The sequence below is a fragment of the Mesorhizobium sp. 8 genome, from assembly GCF_006351905.1.
GTDB classification, from domain to species: Bacteria; Pseudomonadota; Alphaproteobacteria; order Rhizobiales; family Rhizobiaceae; genus Mesorhizobium; species Mesorhizobium composti.
Genome location: NZ_CP040914.1, coordinates 4,536,330 through 4,557,142 on the forward strand (window position 1 = coordinate 4,536,330; position 20,813 = coordinate 4,557,142).

Genomic DNA, 20,813 nt, shown 5'->3' on the forward strand with positions numbered 1-20,813 from the left:
CCATCCCGCGCCGTTTGACTTTCAGGACAGACGACAATGCCCCGTTCCAACACTTCCGGTCCCTCCCAGCGCATGTTGCGCGTCGGCGAGCAGGTGCGCCATGCGCTTTCCGACCTGCTCCAGCGCGGCGAGGTGCGCGACGACCTGATCGAGACGGCAGTGATCTCGGTCTCGGAAGTGCGCATGTCGCCGGACCTGAAGATCGCCACCGCCTTCGTCGCGCCGCTGGGTGCTGCGGACGACGCGGCGGTGGTGGAGGCGCTGAACCGGCACGCGCGCTTCATTCGCGGCCGCATGTCGCCGGCGCTCAGGCAGATGAAATACATGCCTGAATTCCGCTTCCGGCTCGACACCAGCTACGACAATTTCCAGAAGATCAACGATCTCCTGCATTCGCCCGAGGTCGCGCGCGACCTGCGGCATGACGACGAGAATGAGGAATAGATGTCCCGCCCGCGCAAGAAGAAGGGCCGGCCCGTTTCCGGCTGGGTGATCCTCGACAAGCCGGTCGGCATGGGCTCGACCGAAGCCGTCTCGAAGATCAAGTGGCTGTTTCAGGCCGAGAAGGCCGGCCATGCCGGCACGCTCGACCCGCTGGCGTCCGGCATGCTGCCGATCGCGCTCGGCGAGGCGACCAAGACGGTGCCCTACGTGCAGGACGGCGCCAAGGTCTACCGCTTCACGGTGGCCTGGGGCGAGGAGCGTTCCACCGACGACCTCGAAGGCCCGGTGACCAAAAGCTCCGACAGGCGCCCGTTGGAACAGGACGTCCGCGCCGTCATGCCGAAATACACCGGTGTCATCATGCAGACGCCGCCGCAGTTCTCGGCCATCAAGATCGCCGGCGAGCGCGCCTACGACCTCGCCCGCGAGGGCGAGACGGTGGAGATTCCCGCCCGCGAGGTCGAGATCGGCCGGCTCGACATCGTCGAGCATTCCGCCGACCGCACCGTCTTCGAGATCGAGTGCGGCAAGGGCACCTATGTGCGCTCGCTCGCGCGCGACATGGGCCGCGACCTCGGCTGCTACGGTCACATCGCCGAACTGCGCCGCACCGAGGTCGATCCGTTCACGCCGGATGATTTCGTCACCGTCAAGGAACTGGAACTGGCGCGCTTCGGCGAGGCCGGCCAGCCCGACAGCGGCGACCTGCCAATGGATTTCGCCGCGGTAGACGATTTCCTCATCGATACGGTGGCGGCGCTCGATTGCCTGCCGCAGGTCGCCGTCGGCGACGACGCGGCGACCAAGCTCAGGCTCGGCAACGCCGTCATCGTGCGCGGCCGCGACGCACCGCTGGAGGCCGAGGAGGCCTGCGCCACCGCGCGCGGACGCCTCGTCGCCATCGGAGCCATCGAGCACGGCATGTTCAAGCCGAAAAGGGTCTTCGTCGGCTGACGCCACCTTCCGGCAGGGCATTCACGCTCAAGCCGACTCGCAATAGGCTTGGCCTGATCGGGAATCGGCACATGGCGAAGGCTGACGGCAAACGTATCAGGCGCAAGGCGCGGCGCTCGCCGGTCGGCGCCTCGCCCGGCACGCTGATCGCCGATCCGTCCGCGCAAAAGACCCGGCTGACGTTGACGCTGATCGCGGCGGAAAAAACCAGGACCGTCCAGGACGCCGGCCTCAACGATTTGGTCAAGAGCCGCGGCCACTGGCCGCTGGTCTGGCTCGATTGCACCGGCCTCGCCGATATCGCGGTGGTCGAGGAGATCGGCCGCATTTTCGGCCTGCATCCGCTGGCCCTGGAAGACGTCGTCAACACCGGCCAGCGTCCGAAGGTCGATTTCTATGACGACCACGCCTTCGTCGTCCTGTCGATGATCGACGATCCGGCCACCCACCGCTACGAGCAGATCGCCGTCTTCTTCGGCGACAATTTCGTCGTCACCTTCCAGGAGCGCGAGGGCGATCCGTTCGATCCCGTGCGCAAGCGCATCGAAAGCTCCAGCCCGAACCGGCTGCGCACGCGCGGCGCCGACTATCTCGCCTACGCGCTGATCGACGCCATCGTCGACAGCTACTTCGCTCCGATCGAGGCGTCCGGCGACATGGCCGAAAGAGTAGAAGACGCCATGCTGAATTCACCGCAGAAGCAGCAGATGCTGCAACTCCAGCAGATGCGCCGCCACATCAACGCCCTCAAGGGCGTGCTGTGGCCGTTGCGCGACGCGCTGGCGGCCATCGTCCGCAGCGAGGTCTCCTGCATTCACGCCGAGACGAAGGTGTTCTTCAACGACACGCTCGACCACGCCATCCGGCTGATCGAGATGGTCGAGACGGAGCGCGACACCATGACGGGGCTGATCGAGATGCACCTGTCGCTTTCCCAGGCGCGTACCAACGACGTGATCTCGCTACTCACCATCGTCTCGGCCATCTTCATTCCGCTCACATTCCTCGTCGGCGTCTGGGGCATGAACTTCGATCCCGACACCTCGCCCTGGAACATGCCGGAACTGCGCGCCTATTACGGCTATCCGGCTGCGCTCGGCTTCATGGTTGCCGTGGCGGTCGCGATGTATATCTACTTCAAGCGCAAGAAGTGGCTATGAAAACGGGGCCGATGCGGCCCCGTTGAAGTTTCCGTCGGGTAAGGCGCTTCAGGTTTTCGCCGCCTGCACGAATTTCGGATCGAACGTCTTTTCGTAGGGCACGTCGGCGTTGGCGAGTTCCGGGTCGAGCTTCTTCAGCACGCCCATCATCGAATCGTAGCCTTCCTTGGTCACCATGCCGTCCGGCGAATACATTTCCTTGGAATTCTGGAAGGCCTGCATGTAGAGGTCCTTGTTGCCGAGCAGGTATTCCTCCGGCACCGTCGCGGCGACGTCTTCGGGCTTGGCCTCGCTGATCCACTTCAGTGCCTTCATGAAGGCGTTGACCGTGCGCTGCATGGTGACGGGATTGGCCTCGGCGAAGGCGCGCTGGACATAGACCGTCGCCGCCGGGTTCGGCCCGCCGAACAGGGCGCGCGTGCCCGCTTCCGTGCGTGTGTCGAGCAGCACGGCGATATCGCCCTCGAATTGCAGTTGCGCGATCACCGGGTCGAGATGCGACAGGCCGTCGATCTCGCCTTTCTTGATCGCCGCGACCGCGCTGGCGCCGCCGCCGATGCCGATCATGGCGACGTCGTCGGCCTTCAGGCCGTTCTTCTGCAACGCGTATTGCAGCATCAGCGCCGTCGAAGAACCCGGCGCGGTGACGCCCATCTTCCTGCCCTTGAGGTCGGCCACCGACTTGATCTCGCCGGCAAGGTCCTTGCGCACCGCAATCACGATGCCCGGGAAGCGGCCGAGGTCGCAGACGGCGGTGATGTCCTGGCCCTTGTCCTGCATGCGGATCGTGTGTTCGTAGGCGCCGGTAACGACGTCGACCGAGCCGCCGATCAGCGCCTGCAGCGATTTCGAACCGCCGGCGAAGTCGTTGATCGTGACGTTGAGGCCTTCCTCCTTGAAGAAGCCCTTCCGCTCCGCGATCGTCAGCGGGAGGTAGTAGAGAAGCGGCTTGCCGCCGACGCCGAGGGTAAGATCCGGCTTTTCCGGCGCGGCATCCTCGGCCGCCGCCGGAAGCATGCTGAAGAGCGGCGCAGCGAGGCCGATGCCCGCGGTTCCGATCAGGAAATCTCTGCGTTTCATGGTCTTTCCTCCTTGATGTTTCGAATAAGGCTAGCGGCCGCGCCACGCCAGAAGCCGCTTCTCGACCAGCCCGACCAGCCAGTCGACCAAGAGAACGAAGGCCATCAGCACGAACATGCCGGCGAACACACCGGTGACGTCGAAGACGCCTTCCGCCTGCTGGATGAGATAGCCGAGGCCCGCGGCGGAGCCGAGATATTCGCCGACCACCGCTCCGACGACGGCGAAGCCGACGGAGGTGTGCAGGCTGGAGAACATCCATGACAATGCCGAGGGCAGATAGACGTGCCGGAGCAACTGCCGCTCGTTCATGCCCAGCATGCGCGCGTTGGAAAGCACCGTCGGGCTGACTTCCTTGACACCCTGGTAGACGTTGAAGAAGACGATGAAGAAGACCAGCGTGATGCCGAGTGCTACCTTCGACCAGATGCCGAGGCCGAACCACAGCGCGAAGATCGGTGCCAGCACGACGCGCGGCAGCGCGTTGGCGGCCTTGACATAGGGGTCGAAGACGGCGGCGACCAGTGGCTTGCGCGCGAACCAGAAGCCGAACAGCACGCCGCCGGCCGCGCCGATGAGGAAGGCGAGGATCGATTCCGACAGCGTGATCCACAGGTGATACCAGATCGAGCCTTCGAACACCCACTCACCGACGCGGCGCATGACGCTCACCGGATCGCCGAAGAAGAAAGCGACGGTCTTGGGGTTGCCGAACAGCGTTGTCGTCGAGGCGAGGTGCCATAGAACGACGATGATGACGGCCACGAGGACCTGCAGGGAAATCAGGGCGGCACGGTTCATCATGAGGCGACCGATGCCTTGGTATCGGACACGGCGCCGGTCTGGCGATAGGCGGCGATCACCTCGTCGCGCAGCGCATTCCAGATGGTACGGTGGAGATCGTTGAACAGCGGATCGTGGCGGATTTCGCCGATCTCGCGCGGCCGCGCCAGCGGGATCGCATAGTCGCCGATGATGCGCGAGCGCGGCCCGGCCGACATGATGATGACACGGTCGGACAGCGCGATGGCCTCGTCGAGGTCATGGGTGACGAATAGCACCGCCTTGCGGTCTTCCGACCACAGGTTGAGCAGCAGGTCGCCCATGATGAGCCGCGTCTGCGCGTCGAGCGGGCCGAAGGGCTCGTCCATCAGGAGCAGCTTCGGATTGCGGATCAGCACCTGCGCCAGGCCGACGCGCTTGCGCTGGCCGCCGGACAGCATTTGCGGATAGCGGTCGGCGAAGGCGCTTAAGCCGACGCGCTCCAGCCAGCCTTGTGCCTCGCGCCGGGCCTCGGCACGGGCGACGCCCGCGATCTCCAGCCCGATGGCGACGTTCTCGATGACCGTCTTCCACGGCATCAGCGCATCCTGCTGGAAGAGGTAGCCGGCCGACTTGTTCATGCCGGTGAGCGGCTGGCCGAAGATCCTGACCGCTCCTTGCGCCGGCTTCAGCAGCCCGGCCGTCGCGTTGAGCAGGGTGGACTTGCCGCATCCGGTGGGACCGACGATGGCGACGAACTGATGGGAGCCGACGGCGAGGTCGGTCGGCGCGACGGCGTCGAAACGGCGGCCCTGCGCGAGATCGAATGAAATTGCCACCCCGTCCAGATGGACGGCGTCCTGCGGGGTCTGGCCAGTCTCAGCCTGCATTTGTCCTCCCGGCCGGGTTGGCCACTCCACTTTTAGGTCAGTCAAACTGACATGACCAGAGCCGGGGTTGCAAAAACGCCGGACCAGCCTTTCTCGGGACGGGACTAGCCAGACGCGGCAAAATCGCCTATATGCGCGCCAGCTTGGCCGGCAGGAAGCTGGTCCGAGCCGTTTGTACTGGCCTTTGCTGGACGACATCCCGGCTCAAGGCGTCCCGTTTCCTCCAACAGACAAGGAAAAGCACGATGTCGGTTACTGCCGAACGCAAGAAGGAATTGATGGCTCAGTTCGCCACCGTCAAGGGCGACACCGGTTCGCCGGAGGTGCAGGTCGCCATCCTTTCGGAACGCATCAAGAATCTGACCGAGCACTTCAAGGGCCACAAGAAGGACAACCATTCCCGCCGTGGCCTGCTCGCTCTCGTTTCCCAGCGCCGCAGCCTGCTTGATTACCTCAAGCGCAAGGATGAGGCGCGTTACCAGACGCTGATCGAGAAACTCGAACTGCGTCGCTGACCATTCGGCCGGCGGGCTCTCTTCAAGAGGGTCCGCCGGTCGCGCATCCGGGCCGCGCATAGAGCGTCGGTCCGAACGGCTTTTCGCTGCAGAGGGCAGCCTGAAGCCGCCCATGGACGGTCATGGGGCAGGATTGCAGGACGCTCGCGCCGACCGCCGGCGGCAATTGATCGAGCTTCCCGTTGTCTTGCCCGTGGCTGCCCTGAACGAAGCCAGGGAAGGGGGCAGTCGCGCACAAAGGTGTCGCGGCCCCTTTCGCACACGAAGGACAAGATATGTTCAATCACCACAAGGTGGAAATCGAATGGGGCGGCCGTCCGCTCATCCTCGAAACCGGCAAGATCGCGCGCCAGGCTGACGGCGCGGTGCTGGCGACCTACGGCGAAACCGTCGTTCTCGCCACCGTCGTTTCGGCCAAGGAGCCGAAGCCGGGCTTCGATTTCTTCCCGCTGACCGTCAACTACCAGGAAAAGACCTTCGCGGCCGGCAAGATCCCCGGCGGCTACTTCAAGCGCGAGGGCCGTCCGTCCGAGAACGAGACGCTGGTGTCGCGCCTGATCGACCGGCCGATCCGCCCGCTTTTCGCCGACGGCTACAAGAACGACACGCAGGTCATCGTCACCGTCGTCCAGCATGACCTGGAGAACAACCCCGACATCGTTGCCATGGTCGCGGCCTCGGCTGCGCTGACGCTCTCGGGCGTGCCCTTCATGGGCCCGATCGGCGGCGCCCGCGTCGGCTACATCAACGGCGAATACGTACTCAACCCGCATCTCGACGAGATGCCGGAATCGAAGCTCGACCTCGTCGTCGCCGGCACGTCCGACGCGGTCATGATGGTCGAGTCAGAGGCGAAGGAGCTGTCCGAGGACGTGATGCTCGGCGCCGTCACCTTCGGCCACAAGGGCTTCCAGCCGGTGATCGAGGCGATCATCAAGCTGGCCGAGGTCGCCGCCAAGGACCCGCGCGACTTCACCTCGCCGGATTATTCCGAGCTCGAGGGCGAAATGCTCAAGGTCGTCGGCGACGAGCTGCGCGACGCCTACAAGATCACCGACAAGCAGCACCGCTATGCCGCCGTCGACGCCGTCAAGGCGAAGGTGAAGACGGCCTTCGCGCCGGCCGAGGGCGAAGAGGCCAAGTACACGTCCGAGCAGATCGGCACCGTGTTCAAGGAGCTTCAGGCCAAGGTCGTGCGCTGGAACATCCTCGACACCTCCTCGCGCATCGACGGCCGCGACCTGAAGACCGTCCGCCCGATCGTCGCGGAAGTCGGCGTCCTGCCGCGCACCCACGGTTCGGCGCTGTTCACCCGCGGCGAGACGCAGGCGCTGGTCGTCGCCACGCTCGGTACCGGCGAGGACGAGCAGTACATCGACGAGCTGACCGGCACGCGCAAGGAAACCTTCCTGCTGCACTACAACTTCCCGCCCTACTCGGTGGGCGAGACCGGCCGCATGGGTTCGCCGGGTCGCCGCGAGATCGGCCACGGCAAGCTCGCCTGGCGCGCTGTCCATCCGATGCTGCCTGTCGCCGAGCAGTTCCCCTACACGCTGCGCGTCGTCTCCGAGATCACCGAGTCCAACGGCTCGTCCTCGATGGCCACCGTCTGCGGTACCTCGCTGGCACTGATGGATGCCGGCGTGCCGCTGGCAAAGCCCGTCGCCGGCATCGCCATGGGCCTCATCAAGGAAGGCGAGCGCTTCGCCGTGCTCTCCGACATCCTGGGCGACGAGGACCACCTCGGCGACATGGACTTCAAGGTGGCCGGCACCGCCGGCGGCATCACCTCGCTGCAGATGGACATCAAGATCGACGGCATCACCGAGGAGATCATGAAGGTCGCCCTCGGCCAGGCCAAGGACGGCCGCCTGCATATCCTGGGCGAAATGGCCAAGGCTCTGTCGGAGAGCCGCGGTCAGCTCGGCGAGTTCGCGCCGCGCATCGAGGTCATGCACATCCCGACCGACAAGATCCGCGACGTCATCGGCTCCGGCGGCAAGGTCATCCGCGAGATCGTGGAAAAGACCGGTGCCAAGATCAACATCGAGGACGACGGCACGGTCAAGATCGCTTCGTCGAACGCCAAGGAGATCGAGGCGGCCAAGAAGTGGATCCACACCATCGTGGCTGAGCCGGAAGTCGGCGAGATCTATGAAGGCACGGTCGTCAAGACCGCCGATTTCGGCGCCTTCGTCAATTTCTTCGGCCCGAAGGACGGTCTGGTCCACATCTCGCAGCTCTCTAACGAGCGCGTCGCCAAGACCACCGACGTCGTCAAGGAAGGCGACAAGGTCTGGGTCAAGCTGATGGGCTTCGACGAGCGCGGCAAGGTACGCCTCTCCATGAAGGTCGTCGACCAGGCGACCGGCAAGGAGATCGTCAGGGAAAAGAAGGCGGACGCCGAAGACGCGGCCTGATTTCTGCCTTCAACGGAAATGCGGACGGGCGCGGCGCAAGCCGCGCCCATTTTGCTTAACGCATGTCTCCTGAAAGTGGCCCCGGTTTCGGGTCAAAGACATGCGTAGAATCAAAAACCTAAAGCGCAGGAGCGAATCTGAAAGATCGCGACGTGCTTTAGGCCCCGCCTGACTCGTCAGCCTCGATCCGTGCTATAGGCGCCCGCGCCGGCGGGACGTGAACGGGACAAAGGAGACGACGATGGCAAACTTCGATCACAGAGCGTTGCAGGTGACGGCGCTCAAGGTCGCCGGCGATTTCATCTGTTCGGAAGACCTGTCCGCCGGCGGCGTGGCGTCGGCGCTGGTTACGGCGTCCGGCAGCGTCCACACCGGCATCTGCATAGACACGGCTTGCAGCCTCGGCTTCTGCGCCGAACATGCTGCCATCGCCGACATGCTCAAGAGCCGGCAGACCCGCATCGTCGCTATCGTGGCGATGAACGCCGACGGCGCGGTGATGCCGCCGTGCGGCCGCTGCCGCGAATTGATCCGGCAGGTGGACCCCGGCAATTGGCACACCGCCGTTGTCGTGGCACCGGACACGGTGGTCACGCTCGCCGAGTTGCTGCCGTTCGCCGCGCCCGTCAAGCCAGCCGTTGCCGGCTGATCGCGGCGGGCGATCGTGTTATCGGGGGCCATGGCGACCGATTCATTGAAAACCCTGTTCCATCCCTTTGCGGCCGGCGACCTTGATCCGCCCGACCGGAATGCGCGCGCCCTGTTCCTCGGCGCCGAGCCGGGGTTCCGCCTGCCGGAGGGCTGGGCCGCTGTGATCCATGCCGTGCAGAGTTTCCGGCCGGATTTCCGCGCGCTGGAGCGCATGGGGCTGGTGTCGGTGACGCCGCGCCCCGAAGGCGAAGGCTACGATCTCGCCCTGGTGCTGTCTGGCCGCCATCGCGGCCGGAACGAACTTAACGTTGCCGAGGCGATCGAGCGGACGAGGGCAGGCGCGTTAATCGCTGTCGCCGGCGCCAGGGACGACGGCATCGCCAGCCTGCGCAAGCGGCTGGGCAGCCTCGTCGAAATCGAAGGATCGCTGCCGAAGTATCACGGCCTCGCCTTCTGGTTCCGGCGGCCTGCTGAAGATGGCATAGCCTCGGCCTTGCGCGGCGCCAATCCGCCTGTCCATGTGGAAAACCGCTTCCTAGCCGCGCCCGGCATGTTCTCGCACGACCGCGTCGATGCCGGTTCGCGCTTGTTGGTGCAGAACCTGCCCGGCGATCTTGCCGGGACGGTCGGCGATTTCTGCGCCGGCTGGGGCTATCTGGCCGCCGAAATCGCGCGGCAGTGCCCGGCGGTAGCGGCGCTCGATCTCTACGAGGCCGATTTCGAGGCGCTTGAGGCGGCAAAGGTCAATTTGCAGGGGATTGCGCCGAAAACGGCGTTCTTCTGGCACGATCTTTTGGCCGAGCCGGTCGAGCATCGCTACGACGCGGTCGTGATGAACCCGCCGTTCCACAAGGGGCGCGCAGCCGAACCGGACATCGGCGCCGGCATGATCCGCGCCGCCGCGCGGGCGTTGAAGCCTGGCGGCAGGCTGCTCATGGTGGCGAACCGGCAATTGCCCTACGAGCCCGTGCTGGCGGAGGCCTTTTCCAGCCATACCGAAATCGCCCGCGATGCCGCCTTCAAGGTGCTTTCGGCGCGCCGCTGACGGTATAGTCGGCGGTTATTCGTGCCCGCTGTCGGTATGCTTCAGTTCGTCGAGCGTCGGCATCGATACGATGTGATAGCCCGAATCGACGTAGTGGATTTCGCCGGTCACGCCCGACGACAGGTCCGACAGGAGATAGAGCGCCGAGCCGCCGACCTCGTCGATGTTGACGGTGCGGCGCAGGGGCGAGTTGCGCTGCTGATAGGAATACATATAGCGCGCGTCGGAAATGCCGGCGCCGGCCAGTGTCCGCACCGGCCCGGCCGAAATGCCGTTCACGCGGATGCCGCGCGGACCGTAGTCGTTGGCGAGATAGCGCACGCTGGCTTCGAGCCCTGCCTTGGCGACGCCCATGACGTTGTAGTTCGGCATGACCCGCACCGAGCCGGCATAGGTCAGCGTCACCATGGCGCCGCCGTCCGTCATCAGCCCCGCCGCGTGGCGGGCGATCTCGGTGAAGGAATAACAGGAGATCACCATGGTGCGGACGAAGTTCTCGCGGCTGGTATCGGCGTAGAGACCCTTCAGCTCGTTCTTGTCGGAGAAGCCGATGGCGTGGACGACAAAGTCCAGCCCGCCCCATTCCTGTTTCAGCGTGTCGAAGGTGGCGGCGACCGAAGCGCTGTCCTCGACGTCGCACGGCACGACCAGTTTCGCGCCTGCCTGATCGGCCAGCGGCTTGACGCGGCGGCCGAAGGCCTCGCCCTGGTAGGTGAAGGCGAGTTCCGCGCCGTGCTCGGAGAGTTTCCTGGCGATGCCCCAGGCAATCGAATGGTCGTTGGCGACGCCCATGACGAGGCCGCGTTTGCCTTTCATCAGACCTTCCATGGCAGGATTTTCCTCAGCCGTTGTAGCGCTGGAAGACCAGGGTGGCGTTGGTGCCGCCGAAGCCGAAGGAGTTCGACAGCGCCGTGTCGATCTTGGCATTGTCGATGCGCTTGCGCACGATCGGCATGCCCTCGAATTCCGGATCGAGATTCTCGATGTGGGCGCTCTCGCCGATGAATCCGCCCTGCATCATCAAAAGCGAATAGATCGATTCCTGCACGCCCGCCGCGCCCAGCGAGTGGCCGGTGAGCGACTTGGTCGAGGTAATGTTCGGCATCTTGTCGCCAAACACCTCGCGGATGGCGCCCATCTCCTTGGAATCGCCGACCGGTGTCGAGGTGCCGTGGGTATTGATGTAGTCGACCGGTCCTTTCACCGTGGAAAGCGCCTGCCGCATGCAGCGGATCGCGCCTTCGCCGGATGGCGCCACCATGTCGTAGCCGTCCGAGGTCGCGCCGTAGCCGACGATCTCGGCATAGATCTTGGCGCCGCGCGCCTTGGCGCGCTCGAGCTCCTCCAGCACCAGCACGCCGGCGCCGCCGGCGATGACGAAGCCGTCGCGGTTCACGTCGTAGGCGCGCGAGGCCACGGATGCCCGGTCGTTGAACTTGGACGACATCGCGCCCATGGCGTCGAACAGGTTCGACATGGTCCAGTCGAGGTCTTCGTGGCCGCCGGCGAACATCACGTCCTGCTTGCCCCACTGGATCATCTCGGCGGCGTTGCCGATGCAGTGCGCCGAGGTCGAGCAGGCCGAGGAGATCGAATAGTTGACGCCGTGGATCTTGAACCAGGTGGCGAGCGTGGCCGACGCCGTGGACGACATGGCCTTCGGCACGGCGAAGGGGCCGATTCGCTTCGGGCTGCCGTTCTTCAGCGTGGTTTCGGCAGCTTCCACGATCGTGCGCGTCGAAGGACCGCCCGAGCCCATGATGATGCCGGTGCGGGGATTGTCCGAGATGTCGCTTTCCTCAAGGCCGCTGTCGGCGATGGCCTGCTTCATTGCGACGTGGTTCCACATGCCGCCCTGCGACAGGAAGCGGGCGGCACGCCGGTCGACGAGGTCGGTCGTGTCCAGGTTCGGAGCGCCCCAGACCTGGCAGCGGAAGCCGTGCTCGGCGAAGGATTCGGAAAAGCTGATGCCCGATTTGGCGTCGTGCAGCGAGGCGCTCACTTCGTCAGCGTTGTTGCCGATGGACGACACGATGCCCAGGCCTGTGACTACGACTCGTCTCATGCGCAAGCTCCTCGCGAGAAAGCTGTTCTGGTTCAGGCTGCCGATTGCTTCGACAGGCCGACCTTCAGGTCGGTCGCGGAATAGATAGGCTCGCCATCCGCTTTCAGCCAGCCGTCGGCGATACCGAGCACCAGCCGGCCGCGCATGACGCGCTTGAAGTCGATGCCGTATTCCACCTTTTTGACCGACGGCGTCACCATGCCCTTGAACTTCACCTCGCCGGTGGACAGCGCCATGCCCTTGCCGGGCTCGCCCAGCCAGCCGAGGAAGAAGCCGGTGAGCTGCCACATGGCGTCCAGGCCGAGGCAGCCGGGCATGATCGGGTTGTCGATGAAATGGCAGGGGAAGAACCATTTGTCGCGATTGATGGCAAAATCCGCACGGATGAAACCCTTGTCGAAGGCGCCGCCGGTCTCGCTGATCTCGGTGATGCGGTCGAACATCAGCATCGGCGGATAAGGCAGCTGCGCGTTGCCGGGGCCGAACAATTCGCCCTTGGCGCAGGCCAGGAGATCCTCATAGTCGTAGCTCGACTTTCGATCCGCCATTGAATTCGTCCCCGTTCCTGCGGGCCGTGCCGCCCTGTTTCGACGTCTGTCGCGACGTTCGTAGCATAACCCGTTTGCGCCGGAAAACCGGCCGTCCGATCGGTCCAGAGGCTCTAACCCGCCCCACCGCGCGGGTCAATGCGCGCTATTGATCGTGCGGAGCCGACAGAATATATGTCGGGGAACGCACGGGTTCGAGGAAAGCGCCGTTTTTCCTTTCGCGACCGTGCGGAGACGGATTGCTGCTGGGTGATGGACGACAACGGGCAGGCGAAAACGATCACGGTTGATCGGCGGGTGCGTGAGGCCGGGCTGAGGCCGACGCGCCAGCGCGTCGCCCTGGCCGAATTGCTGTTCGCCAAGGGCGATCGCCATCTGTCGGCCGAGGAACTGCACGAGGAGGCGCAGGTCGCCGGCGTGCCGGTGTCGCTGGCCACCGTCTACAATGCGCTGCACCAGTTCACGCAGGCCGGCCTGCTGCGCATTCTCGCGGTCGAAGGCGCCCGCACCTACTTCGACACCAACACGTCCGATCACCATCATTTCTTCGTCGAAGGCGAAAACCGGGTTTTCGACATCGAGCATGGCCCGGTCACGGTCGGCAATCTGCCGGAACCGCCGGACGGCATGGAAATCGCCAATGTCGACGTAGTGGTGAGGCTGCGCGCCAAGCGCAACTCGTAAGGCCCGGCGACCTTCGCCGGCTTGCGCCGTCAGTCCTTGATCTTCTCGCCGGGATAGGCGCCCCACAGCAGCGACTGGTTGATCCAGCCGGTGTGTCCGCCCAGCGTCATCTCGCACCAGTCCCCGGTGCAGGACTTGATCGTGCCGATCACGCCGGGATCGACCAGCGCGACGACCCCGGCGCCCTTGTCGGGATCGCCCAGCAGCTTGATCTCGGCGTCCTTGCCGCGCTGCCACGGCGCCACCATCGCCGTGCGCTTGCCCGACAGCAGCGACTGGTTGATCCAGCCTTCGGAGCCTTCGGCGTCGCGCACCTTGCGCCATGTGTCGTACTCCTGCACGATTTCCATCGGCAGGCCGGCCTTCAGGTACATCCAGTTGACGGAATAGTTCACGCCCGGCCCGATGCGCGAGTTGACCCGGCCGGACTTCAAGCTGACGAATCGCGGCAGCGGCAGGCCGCTCGGTCCGAGCGTCACGCTCTGGGCAGCGCCCTGCGCGGCGGACGGCATGGGATGGAAGGCTGCGCCCAGCAAGGCTGCGCTGACGATCAGGCGGAGCGACGCGAAACCAGACACTTTCATTCCCCAGATGTTGCCGTTCACTTGACCGCGCGGTTGCCCGCAGGCCCGCGCGACACCCTTTTTCTTTGTCATCGGCGGCAGCGCTTGATACATGAAGCAAAGGGCGCTGCCACCGGTTTGCAGTTTCGCCCGTCTTGGTTAAAGAGCTCTCAACGAATCCGGGATCGAGGGAAGGAATGGCGGCCAAGAAGAAGCCTCTCGTCGTCATCACGCGCAAGCTGCCGGATCCGGTCGAGACGCGCATGCGCGAGCTGTTCGACGCCCGGCTGAACGTCGAGGACCGGCCGATGAGCCATGATGAGCTGGTCGCCGCCGTCAAGGAAGCCGACGTGCTGGTGCCGACCATCACCGACACGATCGACGCCGCACTTATCGGTGAGGCCGGGGAGAACCTGAAGCTGATCGCCAATTTCGGCAACGGCGTCGACAAGATCGACATCGCCGCCGCGGCAAAGCGCGGCATCGCCGTCACCAACACGCCCAACGTGCTGACCGAAGACACCGCCGACATGACCATGGCGCTGATGCTCGCCGTGCCGCGCCGGCTGGCCGAAGGCGCCAACGTGCTTCCCGGCGACAAGAAATGGCCAGGCTGGTCGCCGACCTGGATGCTCGGCCGCCGCATCGGCGGCAAGCGCCTCGGCATCGTCGGCATGGGCCGCATCGGCACCGCCGTCGCGCGCCGGGCCAAGGCGTTCGGCCTGTCGATCCACTATCACAACCGCCACCGCATCATGCAGGCGGTGGAGGACGAACTGGAGGCGACCTACTGGGAAAGTCTCGACCAGATGCTGGCCCGCATGGACATCATCTCGGTCAACTGCCCCTCGACGCCCGCCACGTTCCATCTCCTGTCGGCGCGGCGGCTGGCGCTGATGCAGCCCACTTCCTACATCGTCAACACTGCGCGCGGCGACATCATCGACGAGGACGCGCTGGTCAAGCTCATCCAGGACGGCAAGATCGCCGGCGCCGGGCTGGACGTTTACGAGAACGAGCCGGCCCTCAACACAAAGCTGTTGAAGCTCGCCGCCCGCGGCAAGGTCGTGCTTTTGCCGCATATGAGCTCGGCCACGCTGGAAGGCCGCATCGACATGGGCGAGAAGGTCATCATCAACATCCGCGCCTTCTTCGATGGCCACCGTCCGCCGGACCGCGTGCTGCCGCTCAGGACCTGACGTCCGCGTTCGGGGTCAGTGCGGCGACAGCGTGCGCGCCATGAAAACGTCGGTATGCCTGATGAATTCCGGCGTCTGGCGGAAACGCGGACACGGCGTGAAGCCGAAAGCCTCGTACATGGCGATTGCGTTTGTCATGTAGAACGTCGTGTGGAGGAGAACGGTTCGCCGCCGTCCCTTGTCGAGTTCCGCCATCGCGGCGGCCATCAGCGACCTGCCGATGCCCTTGCCGCGGAATTGCGTGTCGACGAAGAATTTTTCGATCTCCGAGGCTTGTTCGTTGAACGCTTCGAACGCGACGCATCCGGCCGGCACGCCCTCGACCCGCGCGAGAAACATCATGGCGTCCGGATGGTCATATTTCGCGGCGAGGTCGCTGCCGCTCCGGTCGGGATGAAAGATCGCCGTTACGGCCGCAGCCGAGACGCCGTGCGGCGCAACCGCCTCGGCATCCCACTGCCCGAGCCTGCGGCAAAGGTCGGCGGCGGCATCGAAATCCCGGGCGCTACGGGCAGGCATAACCGAGATCATCTCATCCCCGCGATCGCCAGTTATCTGCAGCAAAGCTAACATGAGCCGGCACGCGGGAACAGCTATGCGGTCTCAGTCAGAGACGGTGAGAGTTCCTTGCACATCGACGGTCACTCGCTTGCCGCGAAAGCGCTCGAAGCGACCCCGGTCCAGTTTCACCGCCGGTGGCGTCTTCCAGCCCATCTCGCGCGCCACGATCAGGCCGAGCAGGAGGATGGCGTCGGGTTCGTGAAGAACGAGCGCGGCCGGTGCATGGCCGTTGTGAACGAGTTCCAGCAGCACCGCCGAGGCCGAGGACGAGCCGATGGTGCCCGGCAGGAACAGCACCTTGCCCGCTATGGATTCGCCATGCTGCGGATGGCGCACGTCGGCGATCCGCCCGGTCTTCGCATCGACGCCGCCCCAGAAGCTGATGGGCGCGGTGAGGATGAGGGATTCGCCGGTGGCAGGGGCGCCGGATACCAAGATTTCGGACGGCGTCTCCGCTTCGTCGGCAACATCATTCTTGATCGCCGCTGAAGTGCCCCCACCCCTAACCCCTCCCCGCAAGGGGGAGGGGAAGCTGCCGCGCTCAAGTCCCCCTCCCCCTTGCGGGGAGGGGTTAGGGGTGGAGGTAGCGACGTCGCCCAATTCACCCGCCGCCAGATCCGAAAACACCGGCCGTCCGGTCACCGCGCTTTCCACGCAATCGGCGAGCGAGCCGTAGAGCACGCCGTAGCCGGTGTTGCCCGGAGCATAGTGTGCGAACTTGCCGGAATTGGTCATCAAAACGGCCCCGGCAAGGTCGGGCAGGATCGGCGTCACCACCACGCAGGTATCGGCGACGATGGTGACGCCCGCCGCCTCCAGCGTCTTGCGCCGCCCGTCGTTTTCCAGGTGCGCCAGCGCGTGGCGCCCAGTGCAGGCGTAAAGCGGCACTTTCAACCGCCGCCCGGCGATCAGCCTCTCCAGTGCCGTGAACTCGGCGAGCGACAGGTGCGGGCTGCCGATGGCCACTGCATCGATGCGGTCGGCCGCCGTCGCCGTCGACAGGCCGGCGCGCGCAGCCGCGACCATGTCCGGCGTGACCCGGATGACCGCTGGCGGCGGCAGGCCGCCGAGCGCTGTCGCCACATCCGGCGCTTCCGGCGTCACGCCGGCGATGTGGAACAGCCCGACCGCGCCGGAGGAAGCGGCGGCCGCGCCGAAGGCTTTCAGCGCGTCCTCGCCCGGATGGCCCTCGACGCCGGCGACGACGCCGATCGCCGTGCCGACCTCCCGGCCGAAAAGGCTGCCCAGAACCGGCCAGGCGATTTCCGAGCCGAGGAAGGCGCGGGGCAGGGTGGAAACGTCGAACACCACCTCTGCCAGCCGGTTCTCCGGCCGGTGTAGGCCGTAGTCCGGCGCGCGGCCGGCGATGGCGCAGGCAATGTCGAGGAAATCGCCGTAGCGGTTGGTGCGCGCGCCGAGCACGGAATTGCAGAAGACGACGGCGTTCGATTCGCCCCAGGCGACGTCCGTGCCGAAGGCCGGCCGATGCCCGGCCTGATAGGGCGCGCAGGTCCAGCTCGGCTCGCAGCCGAGTGTGCGGTAGGCGTCCATCATGCGCCGCGCCATGGCGCGCTCATGGCCTTCGAGCCGCACTTTCGAGCAGCCCATGAGGTCGAGCCCGCCGACATTGAGGGTTGACCGCACGGCGGCCCTGGCGCCGCCCTCGACCAGCCTTTCGGCGAACAGCGTGCCGGAATCGCCGTGGTAGAGCGCGCCGTCGATATGGGCCGAAGCGATGGGAATCAGGCGCGGCGCACCGAGCAGGCGGGCGGCCTCCGTGACGATGCGCATGGCGATTGCGGTGCCGTCGCGGCCGCCGGCGACTGTCTGTTCCTCGGCGGTCAGGGTGAGAGCCACGTCAGCGCCTCTTGTAGCGGATCGTCTCGAAGCGCGCCGCCAGCGCGTCGTAGAGCAGCAACCGGCCGACCAGCGGCTCGCCGATGCCGGTTATGAGCTTGATCGCCTCCATCGCCTGCAACGTGCCGATGACGCCGGTCAGCGCGCCGAGGATGCCGGCCTCGGCACAGGAGGGCACGACGCCTGCGGGCGGCGGCTCGGGGAACAGGTCGCGATAGGAGGGGTTCTGCCTGCCGTCGGCACCCGTTTTGAACGGTTTCAGCACCGTCACCGAACCGTCGAAGCGGCCGACGGCGGCATGGACCAGCGGCTTTTTCTCCCGTTCGCAGGCGTCCGCCACCGCATAGCGCGTGTCGAAGTTGTCGGAGCCGTCGACGGTGAGATCGTAACCGGCGACGAGGGCAGGGGCGTTGTCCGTCGTCAGCCGCAGCGTGTGAAGTTCGACGGTGACATGCGGGTTAATGCGTTGGATCGCTTCGCGCGCGCTTTCGCCTTTCGGGCGGCCGATCGACTTGGTGCCGTGGATGACCTGCCGCTGCAGGTTGGACAGCGAGACGGTGTCGTCGTCGACGATGCCGAGCGTACCGACGCCGGCGGCCGCCAGATATTCCAGCACCGGCGCGCCCAGCCCGCCGGCACCGATGACCAGCACCCGCGCCCGCTTCAGCTTCTGCTGCCCGGGCCCGCCCACCTCCGGCAGCACGATATGGCGCGCATAACGTTCGAGTTCTTCGTCGGACAGGGGCAGGACGGTCGTCATGGTCGAACCATAGAGCGCGAAAGAGGCGCTGTCAGGCGAGGATTCGCGAAATCGCATAGGACTGCGCCGTACCCCCACCCCTAACCCCTCCCCTCAAGGGGGAGGGGGACTTTGCGGCACTGCTACAGCGCGCCAAGCTCACCGATTTCGGCTGAAACGGCGGCGTTGGCGTCTCCCTCCCCGTTGCGCGGAGGGGCAGGGGTGGGGTGTCGCGCCAGTCAGAATAGAGAAATTCCATATGCGATAGCCCTGCCTCAAGGGGGCTCAGGGCGCATCAGCTTCCCCTCCCCTCCCCCTTGAGGGGAGGGGTTAGGGGCGGGGGGCGGCGCCGCCCTATAGTGAGACGACACGGCCTGCTCAAAACCCTTCCGTCGCCGTCACCGTGCCATGGTCAACGGTCAAAAACTGCGCCCGGCCTTTCAGGCTGGAAAAAAGTGCTGCATCCGTGCCGGTCATGAAGGTCTGGCCGCCGAGTTCCTCGAGGATCGAGAACAGCGCCGCGCGCCGGCCGGCGTCGAGATGCGCGGCGATCTCGTCGAGCAGCAGGATCGGCGCCATGCCGGCCATCTCGCCGGTCAGCCTTGCATGCGACAGCACGATGCCGACCAGCAGCGCCTTCTGTTCGCCGGTGGAGCAGTATTCCGCCGCCATGGCCTTCGGCCGGTGCCGCACGGTCAGGTCGGCGCGGTGCGGTCCTTCCAGCGTGCGGCCGGCGGCGCGGTCGCGCTCGCGCCCCTCGGCCAGCGCGCGGCGGAACCGCTCCTCGGCCTCGACGGCCGGCATCGTCGCCACCGCCGCCTCCAGTTCGCCCGCCAATCCGATGTCGGCCTGCGGAAACGGCCCGTCGCCGGGCAGGCGTTCGATCATGGCGGCCAGCAGCCGCACCATTTCGGCGCGGGCGGCGGCGATCGCCGTGCCCGTCTCGGCCATCTGCGTCTCGATGGCCTCGAACCAGGCGCCGTCGCGCGAGCCTTCGGCCAGCAGCCGGTTGCGGCCACGCATCGCCTTTTCGTAGTCCAGCGCGCGCTGGCCGTGCCCGGCGTCGATCGCCAGCACCAGCCGGTCGAGGAAACGTCGGCGGTCGCCGGCCGGTCCGGTGAACAGCGAATCCATCGAGGGCGTCAGCCACACCACGCGCAGCCATTCCAGCATGGCTTCCGCCGAGCGCGCTGTCGCCCCGTTGATGCGCACCTTGCGCCCGCCTTCGCCGGGTGTGTCGTTGCCGGATGTGCCGGTGCCGATCTCGGCCTCGCCACCCGGGCCGTCCAGCCGGGCGTGCAGGGCAAAACCGCCGTCGCCGCCCTCGCGCGCCACCTCGCTATAGGCGGCGCGGCGCAGGCCGCGCCCCGGCGCAAGCAGCGAGACGGCTTCCAGCAGATTGGTCTTGCCGGCGCCGTTGTCGCCCGTCAGCACCACCGCGCCCGGACGAAGATCGACCGCCAGCGCCGCATAGTTGCGGAAGTTGGTGAGCGTCAGGCGCGTAATGTGCGGGGAGGGCACAGGGACTGCGGCTTTACACCCGCATCGGCATCAGCACGTAGAGCGTGTTCTCGTCGCTGGTGTCGTGGATGAGCGTCGGCGAGCCGGCGTCGGCCAGCATGAAGCGCGCCTCGCTGCCGGTGAGCTGAGCGGCGACGTCGAGCAGGTAGCGGGCGTTGAAGCCGATCTCCAGCGGATCGGAAGAATAGTCGGCCGCCAGTTCCTCGGTCGCGCTGCCCGAATCGGGGTTGTTGACTGTCAGCGTCAGCTGTCCGTCGGCGATCGCCAGCTTCACGGCCCGGCCACGCTCCGAGGAGATGGTCGACACGCGGTCGACGGCGGCGGCGAAGGTCTGCCGGTCGATGACGAGCTTCTTGTCGTTTCCGGTCGGGATGACGCGCTGGTAGTCGGGGAAGGTGCCGTCGATCAGCTTCGAGGTCAGCACCACCGAGCCGATGGTGAAGCGGATCTTGGTGTCGGAAAGCTCGACCGTGACGGCGACATCCGGATCGTCGACCAGCTTTTGCAACTCGCTGACCGTCTTGCGCGGGATGATGATGCCCGGCATTCCCTCCGAGCCCGCCGGCGCGTCGAATTCGGCGCGCGCCAGCCGGTGGCCGTCGGTCGCCACCGAGCGCAGCTTGAGCTTGCCGCCGACGTCCATCGCGTGCAGGTAGATGCCGTTGAGGTAATAGCGCGTCTCCTCCGTGGAGATGGCGAACTGCGTCCTGTCGATCAGCGTCTTCAACGCGGTCGCGTCGAGCCGGAAGATATGTGGGAAGGAGCCGGCCGAAAGCTCGGGGAAATCGGACTGCGGCAGGCATTGCAGGCGGAAGGACGAGCGGCCGGAAATAACCGACATGGCGTTGCCGTCCTCGTCGGTCTTCAGCATCACCTCCGCACCCTCAGAGAGCTTGCGCACGATGTCGTAGAGCAGATGCGCCGGCACGGTGGTGGCGCCGGCCTGTTCCACCTTGGCCGGCGTCGCCTCGTTGATCTCGAGGTCCAGGTCCGTCGCCTTCATTTCCAGCGAGCCACCCTCGGCCGACAGAAGCACGTTGGACAGGATGGGGATCGTGTTGCGGCGCTCGACCACGCGGTGGACGTGGTTGAGGGACTTGAGCAGGTTCGACCGTTCCAGGATCACGCGCATGACGAAAAGACTCGCTCCGACTG

At 65.8% G+C, this 20,813-nt stretch carries 21 protein-coding genes and 1 pseudogene; 9 read left to right on the forward strand and 13 right to left on the reverse strand.

Features of this window, described 5'->3' with window-relative positions; all coding sequences use genetic code 11:
- The first annotated feature begins 36 nt into the window (after positions 1-36).
- The 3 genes from rbfA to corA all read left to right on the forward strand — a co-directional run bounded on the left by rbfA (position 37) and on the right by corA (position 2,558).
- Complete coding sequence (gene rbfA / locus FGU64_RS21875) at positions 37-444, forward strand: 30S ribosome-binding factor RbfA (RefSeq protein WP_139955017.1); 408 nt, start codon at positions 37-39, stop codon at positions 442-444.
- Positions 445-1,398 (forward strand): tRNA pseudouridine(55) synthase TruB, encoded by a 954-nt coding sequence (gene truB, locus FGU64_RS21880; RefSeq protein WP_139955018.1) that lies wholly within the window; start codon positions 445-447, stop codon positions 1,396-1,398. It begins immediately after the preceding gene.
- 71 nt (positions 1,399-1,469) lie between these two features.
- A complete protein-coding gene (gene corA / locus FGU64_RS21885; RefSeq protein ID WP_139955019.1) occupies positions 1,470-2,558 on the forward strand; it encodes a magnesium/cobalt transporter CorA in 1,089 nt (362 codons plus the stop codon).
- Positions 2,559-2,606: 48 nt separating this feature from the next.
- Here corA and FGU64_RS21890 read toward each other — a convergent pair whose 3' ends face one another.
- The 3 genes from FGU64_RS21890 to FGU64_RS21900 are packed head-to-tail and all read right to left on the reverse strand — an operon-like array spanning position 2,607 to position 5,290.
- Positions 2,607-3,638, reverse strand: coding sequence for an ABC transporter substrate-binding protein (locus tag FGU64_RS21890; protein ID WP_139955020.1), 1,032 nt, complete (start codon positions 3,636-3,638; stop codon positions 2,607-2,609).
- 30 nt (positions 3,639-3,668) lie between these two features.
- Positions 3,669-4,439: an ABC transporter permease gene (locus FGU64_RS21895; protein ID WP_139955509.1), complete on the reverse strand. Its 771-nt coding sequence runs from the start codon at positions 4,437-4,439 to the stop codon at positions 3,669-3,671.
- Entirely contained in the window at positions 4,439-5,290 is an 852-nt protein-coding gene (locus tag FGU64_RS21900) for an ABC transporter ATP-binding protein (RefSeq protein WP_139955021.1), read from the reverse strand. Before FGU64_RS21900 ends, FGU64_RS21895 begins: the two co-directional genes overlap by 1 nt.
- 131 nt (positions 5,291-5,421) lie before the next feature.
- Between FGU64_RS21900 and rpsO the strand changes: the two genes are divergently transcribed.
- The 4 genes from rpsO to FGU64_RS21920 all read left to right on the forward strand — a co-directional run bounded on the left by rpsO (position 5,422) and on the right by FGU64_RS21920 (position 9,921).
- A complete protein-coding gene (gene rpsO, locus FGU64_RS21905) occupies positions 5,422-5,805 on the forward strand; it encodes a 30S ribosomal protein S15 (protein WP_281405284.1) in 384 nt (127 codons plus the stop codon).
- Between the two features lie 275 nt (positions 5,806-6,080).
- On the forward strand, positions 6,081-8,225 hold the full coding sequence (gene pnp, locus FGU64_RS21910) for a polyribonucleotide nucleotidyltransferase (RefSeq protein WP_139955022.1): 2,145 nt from the start codon (positions 6,081-6,083) through the stop codon (positions 8,223-8,225).
- 241 nt (positions 8,226-8,466) lie between these two features.
- On the forward strand, positions 8,467-8,874 hold the full coding sequence (locus FGU64_RS21915) for a cytidine deaminase (protein WP_139955023.1): 408 nt from the start codon (positions 8,467-8,469) through the stop codon (positions 8,872-8,874).
- Between the two features lie 30 nt (positions 8,875-8,904).
- The gene (locus FGU64_RS21920) at positions 8,905-9,921 is read left to right on the forward strand and encodes a class I SAM-dependent methyltransferase (RefSeq protein WP_139955024.1); all 1,017 of its coding nucleotides are present in this window, start codon (positions 8,905-8,907) and stop codon (positions 9,919-9,921) included.
- Positions 9,922-9,936: 15 nt separating this feature from the next.
- Here FGU64_RS21920 and fabI read toward each other — a convergent pair whose 3' ends face one another.
- From fabI to fabA, 3 genes are read right to left on the reverse strand one after another with little or no spacing between them, the layout of a single operon-like run.
- Positions 9,937-10,749 carry an enoyl-ACP reductase FabI gene (gene fabI, locus FGU64_RS21925; RefSeq protein ID WP_139955025.1) on the reverse strand — a complete coding sequence of 271 codons (813 nt, stop codon included), beginning with the start codon at positions 10,747-10,749 and terminating at the stop codon, positions 9,937-9,939.
- A 13-nt stretch (positions 10,750-10,762) separates the two neighbouring features.
- Positions 10,763-11,986: a beta-ketoacyl-ACP synthase I gene (gene fabB / locus FGU64_RS21930; protein WP_136359329.1), complete on the reverse strand. Its 1,224-nt coding sequence runs from the start codon at positions 11,984-11,986 to the stop codon at positions 10,763-10,765.
- A 32-nt stretch (positions 11,987-12,018) separates the two neighbouring features.
- Entirely contained in the window at positions 12,019-12,534 is a 516-nt protein-coding gene (fabA, locus tag FGU64_RS21935) for a 3-hydroxyacyl-[acyl-carrier-protein] dehydratase FabA (RefSeq protein WP_139955026.1), read from the reverse strand.
- A 252-nt stretch (positions 12,535-12,786) separates the two neighbouring features.
- Between fabA and irrA the strand changes: the two genes are divergently transcribed.
- Entirely contained in the window at positions 12,787-13,218 is a 432-nt protein-coding gene (irrA, locus tag FGU64_RS21940) for an iron response transcriptional regulator IrrA (RefSeq protein ID WP_139955510.1), read from the forward strand.
- 29 nt (positions 13,219-13,247) lie between these two features.
- Here irrA and FGU64_RS21945 read toward each other — a convergent pair whose 3' ends face one another.
- On the reverse strand, positions 13,248-13,796 hold the full coding sequence (locus FGU64_RS21945) for an SH3 domain-containing protein (protein ID WP_139955027.1): 549 nt from the start codon (positions 13,794-13,796) through the stop codon (positions 13,248-13,250).
- Positions 13,797-13,978: 182 nt separating this feature from the next.
- Here FGU64_RS21945 and FGU64_RS21950 point away from each other — a divergent pair, with 182 nt between their 5' ends.
- Complete coding sequence (locus FGU64_RS21950; RefSeq protein WP_139955028.1) at positions 13,979-14,980, forward strand: D-glycerate dehydrogenase; 1,002 nt, start codon at positions 13,979-13,981, stop codon at positions 14,978-14,980.
- Between the two features lie 15 nt (positions 14,981-14,995).
- Here the strand turns inward: FGU64_RS21950 and FGU64_RS21955 are convergent, their stop codons facing one another.
- From FGU64_RS21955 to dnaN, 6 genes and pseudogenes are all read right to left on the reverse strand, one after another.
- Positions 14,996-15,553 (reverse strand): GNAT family N-acetyltransferase, encoded by a 558-nt coding sequence (locus FGU64_RS21955; RefSeq protein WP_246671191.1) that lies wholly within the window; start codon positions 15,551-15,553, stop codon positions 14,996-14,998.
- Between the two features lie 30 nt (positions 15,554-15,583).
- Complete coding sequence (locus tag FGU64_RS23790; protein ID WP_281405302.1) at positions 15,584-15,979, reverse strand: DUF126 domain-containing protein; 396 nt, start codon at positions 15,977-15,979, stop codon at positions 15,584-15,586.
- A gap of 222 nt (positions 15,980-16,201) precedes the next feature.
- Positions 16,202-17,398, reverse strand: a pseudogene (locus tag FGU64_RS21960) (aconitase X catalytic domain-containing protein); the annotation flags it as partial.
- 1 nt (position 17,399) lies between these two features.
- A complete protein-coding gene (locus FGU64_RS21965) occupies positions 17,400-18,158 on the reverse strand; it encodes a molybdopterin-synthase adenylyltransferase MoeB (protein WP_139955512.1) in 759 nt (252 codons plus the stop codon).
- A 357-nt stretch (positions 18,159-18,515) separates the two neighbouring features.
- Positions 18,516-19,658: a DNA replication/repair protein RecF gene (gene recF, locus FGU64_RS21970; RefSeq protein ID WP_139955030.1), complete on the reverse strand. Its 1,143-nt coding sequence runs from the start codon at positions 19,656-19,658 to the stop codon at positions 18,516-18,518.
- 13 nt (positions 19,659-19,671) lie between these two features.
- Entirely contained in the window at positions 19,672-20,790 is a 1,119-nt protein-coding gene (dnaN, locus tag FGU64_RS21975; RefSeq protein WP_136359317.1) for a DNA polymerase III subunit beta, read from the reverse strand.
- Between the last annotated feature and the right edge of the window lie 23 nt (positions 20,791-20,813).

Excerpts from the sequence above, each read along its gene's own strand:
- rbfA (WP_139955017.1), top strand. The coding sequence starts at position 37 with ATGCCCCGTTCCAACACTTCCGGTCCCTCCCAGCGCATGTTGCGCGTC.
- truB (WP_139955018.1), top strand. The coding sequence starts at position 445 with ATGTCCCGCCCGCGCAAGAAGAAGGGCCGGCCCGTTTCCGGCTGGGTG.
- corA (WP_139955019.1), top strand. The coding sequence starts at position 1,470 with ATGGCGAAGGCTGACGGCAAACGTATCAGGCGCAAGGCGCGGCGCTCG.
- FGU64_RS21890 (WP_139955020.1), bottom strand. The coding sequence starts at position 3,638 with ATGAAACGCAGAGATTTCCTGATCGGAACCGCGGGCATCGGCCTCGCT.
- FGU64_RS21895 (WP_139955509.1), bottom strand. The coding sequence starts at position 4,439 with ATGAACCGTGCCGCCCTGATTTCCCTGCAGGTCCTCGTGGCCGTCATC.
- FGU64_RS21900 (WP_139955021.1), bottom strand. The coding sequence starts at position 5,290 with ATGCAGGCTGAGACTGGCCAGACCCCGCAGGACGCCGTCCATCTGGAC.
- rpsO (WP_281405284.1), top strand. The coding sequence starts at position 5,422 with ATGCGCGCCAGCTTGGCCGGCAGGAAGCTGGTCCGAGCCGTTTGTACT.
- pnp (WP_139955022.1), top strand. The coding sequence starts at position 6,081 with ATGTTCAATCACCACAAGGTGGAAATCGAATGGGGCGGCCGTCCGCTC.
- FGU64_RS21915 (WP_139955023.1), top strand. The coding sequence starts at position 8,467 with ATGGCAAACTTCGATCACAGAGCGTTGCAGGTGACGGCGCTCAAGGTC.
- FGU64_RS21920 (WP_139955024.1), top strand. The coding sequence starts at position 8,905 with ATGGCGACCGATTCATTGAAAACCCTGTTCCATCCCTTTGCGGCCGGC.
- fabI (WP_139955025.1), bottom strand. The coding sequence starts at position 10,749 with ATGGAAGGTCTGATGAAAGGCAAACGCGGCCTCGTCATGGGCGTCGCC.
- fabB (WP_136359329.1), bottom strand. The coding sequence starts at position 11,986 with ATGAGACGAGTCGTAGTCACAGGCCTGGGCATCGTGTCGTCCATCGGC.
- fabA (WP_139955026.1), bottom strand. The coding sequence starts at position 12,534 with ATGGCGGATCGAAAGTCGAGCTACGACTATGAGGATCTCCTGGCCTGC.
- irrA (WP_139955510.1), top strand. The coding sequence starts at position 12,787 with ATGGACGACAACGGGCAGGCGAAAACGATCACGGTTGATCGGCGGGTG.
- FGU64_RS21950 (WP_139955028.1), top strand. The coding sequence starts at position 13,979 with ATGGCGGCCAAGAAGAAGCCTCTCGTCGTCATCACGCGCAAGCTGCCG.
- FGU64_RS21955 (WP_246671191.1), bottom strand. The coding sequence starts at position 15,553 with ATGTTAGCTTTGCTGCAGATAACTGGCGATCGCGGGGATGAGATGATC.
- FGU64_RS21965 (WP_139955512.1), bottom strand. The coding sequence starts at position 18,158 with ATGACGACCGTCCTGCCCCTGTCCGACGAAGAACTCGAACGTTATGCG.
- dnaN (WP_136359317.1), bottom strand. The coding sequence starts at position 20,790 with ATGCGCGTGATCCTGGAACGGTCGAACCTGCTCAAGTCCCTCAACCAC.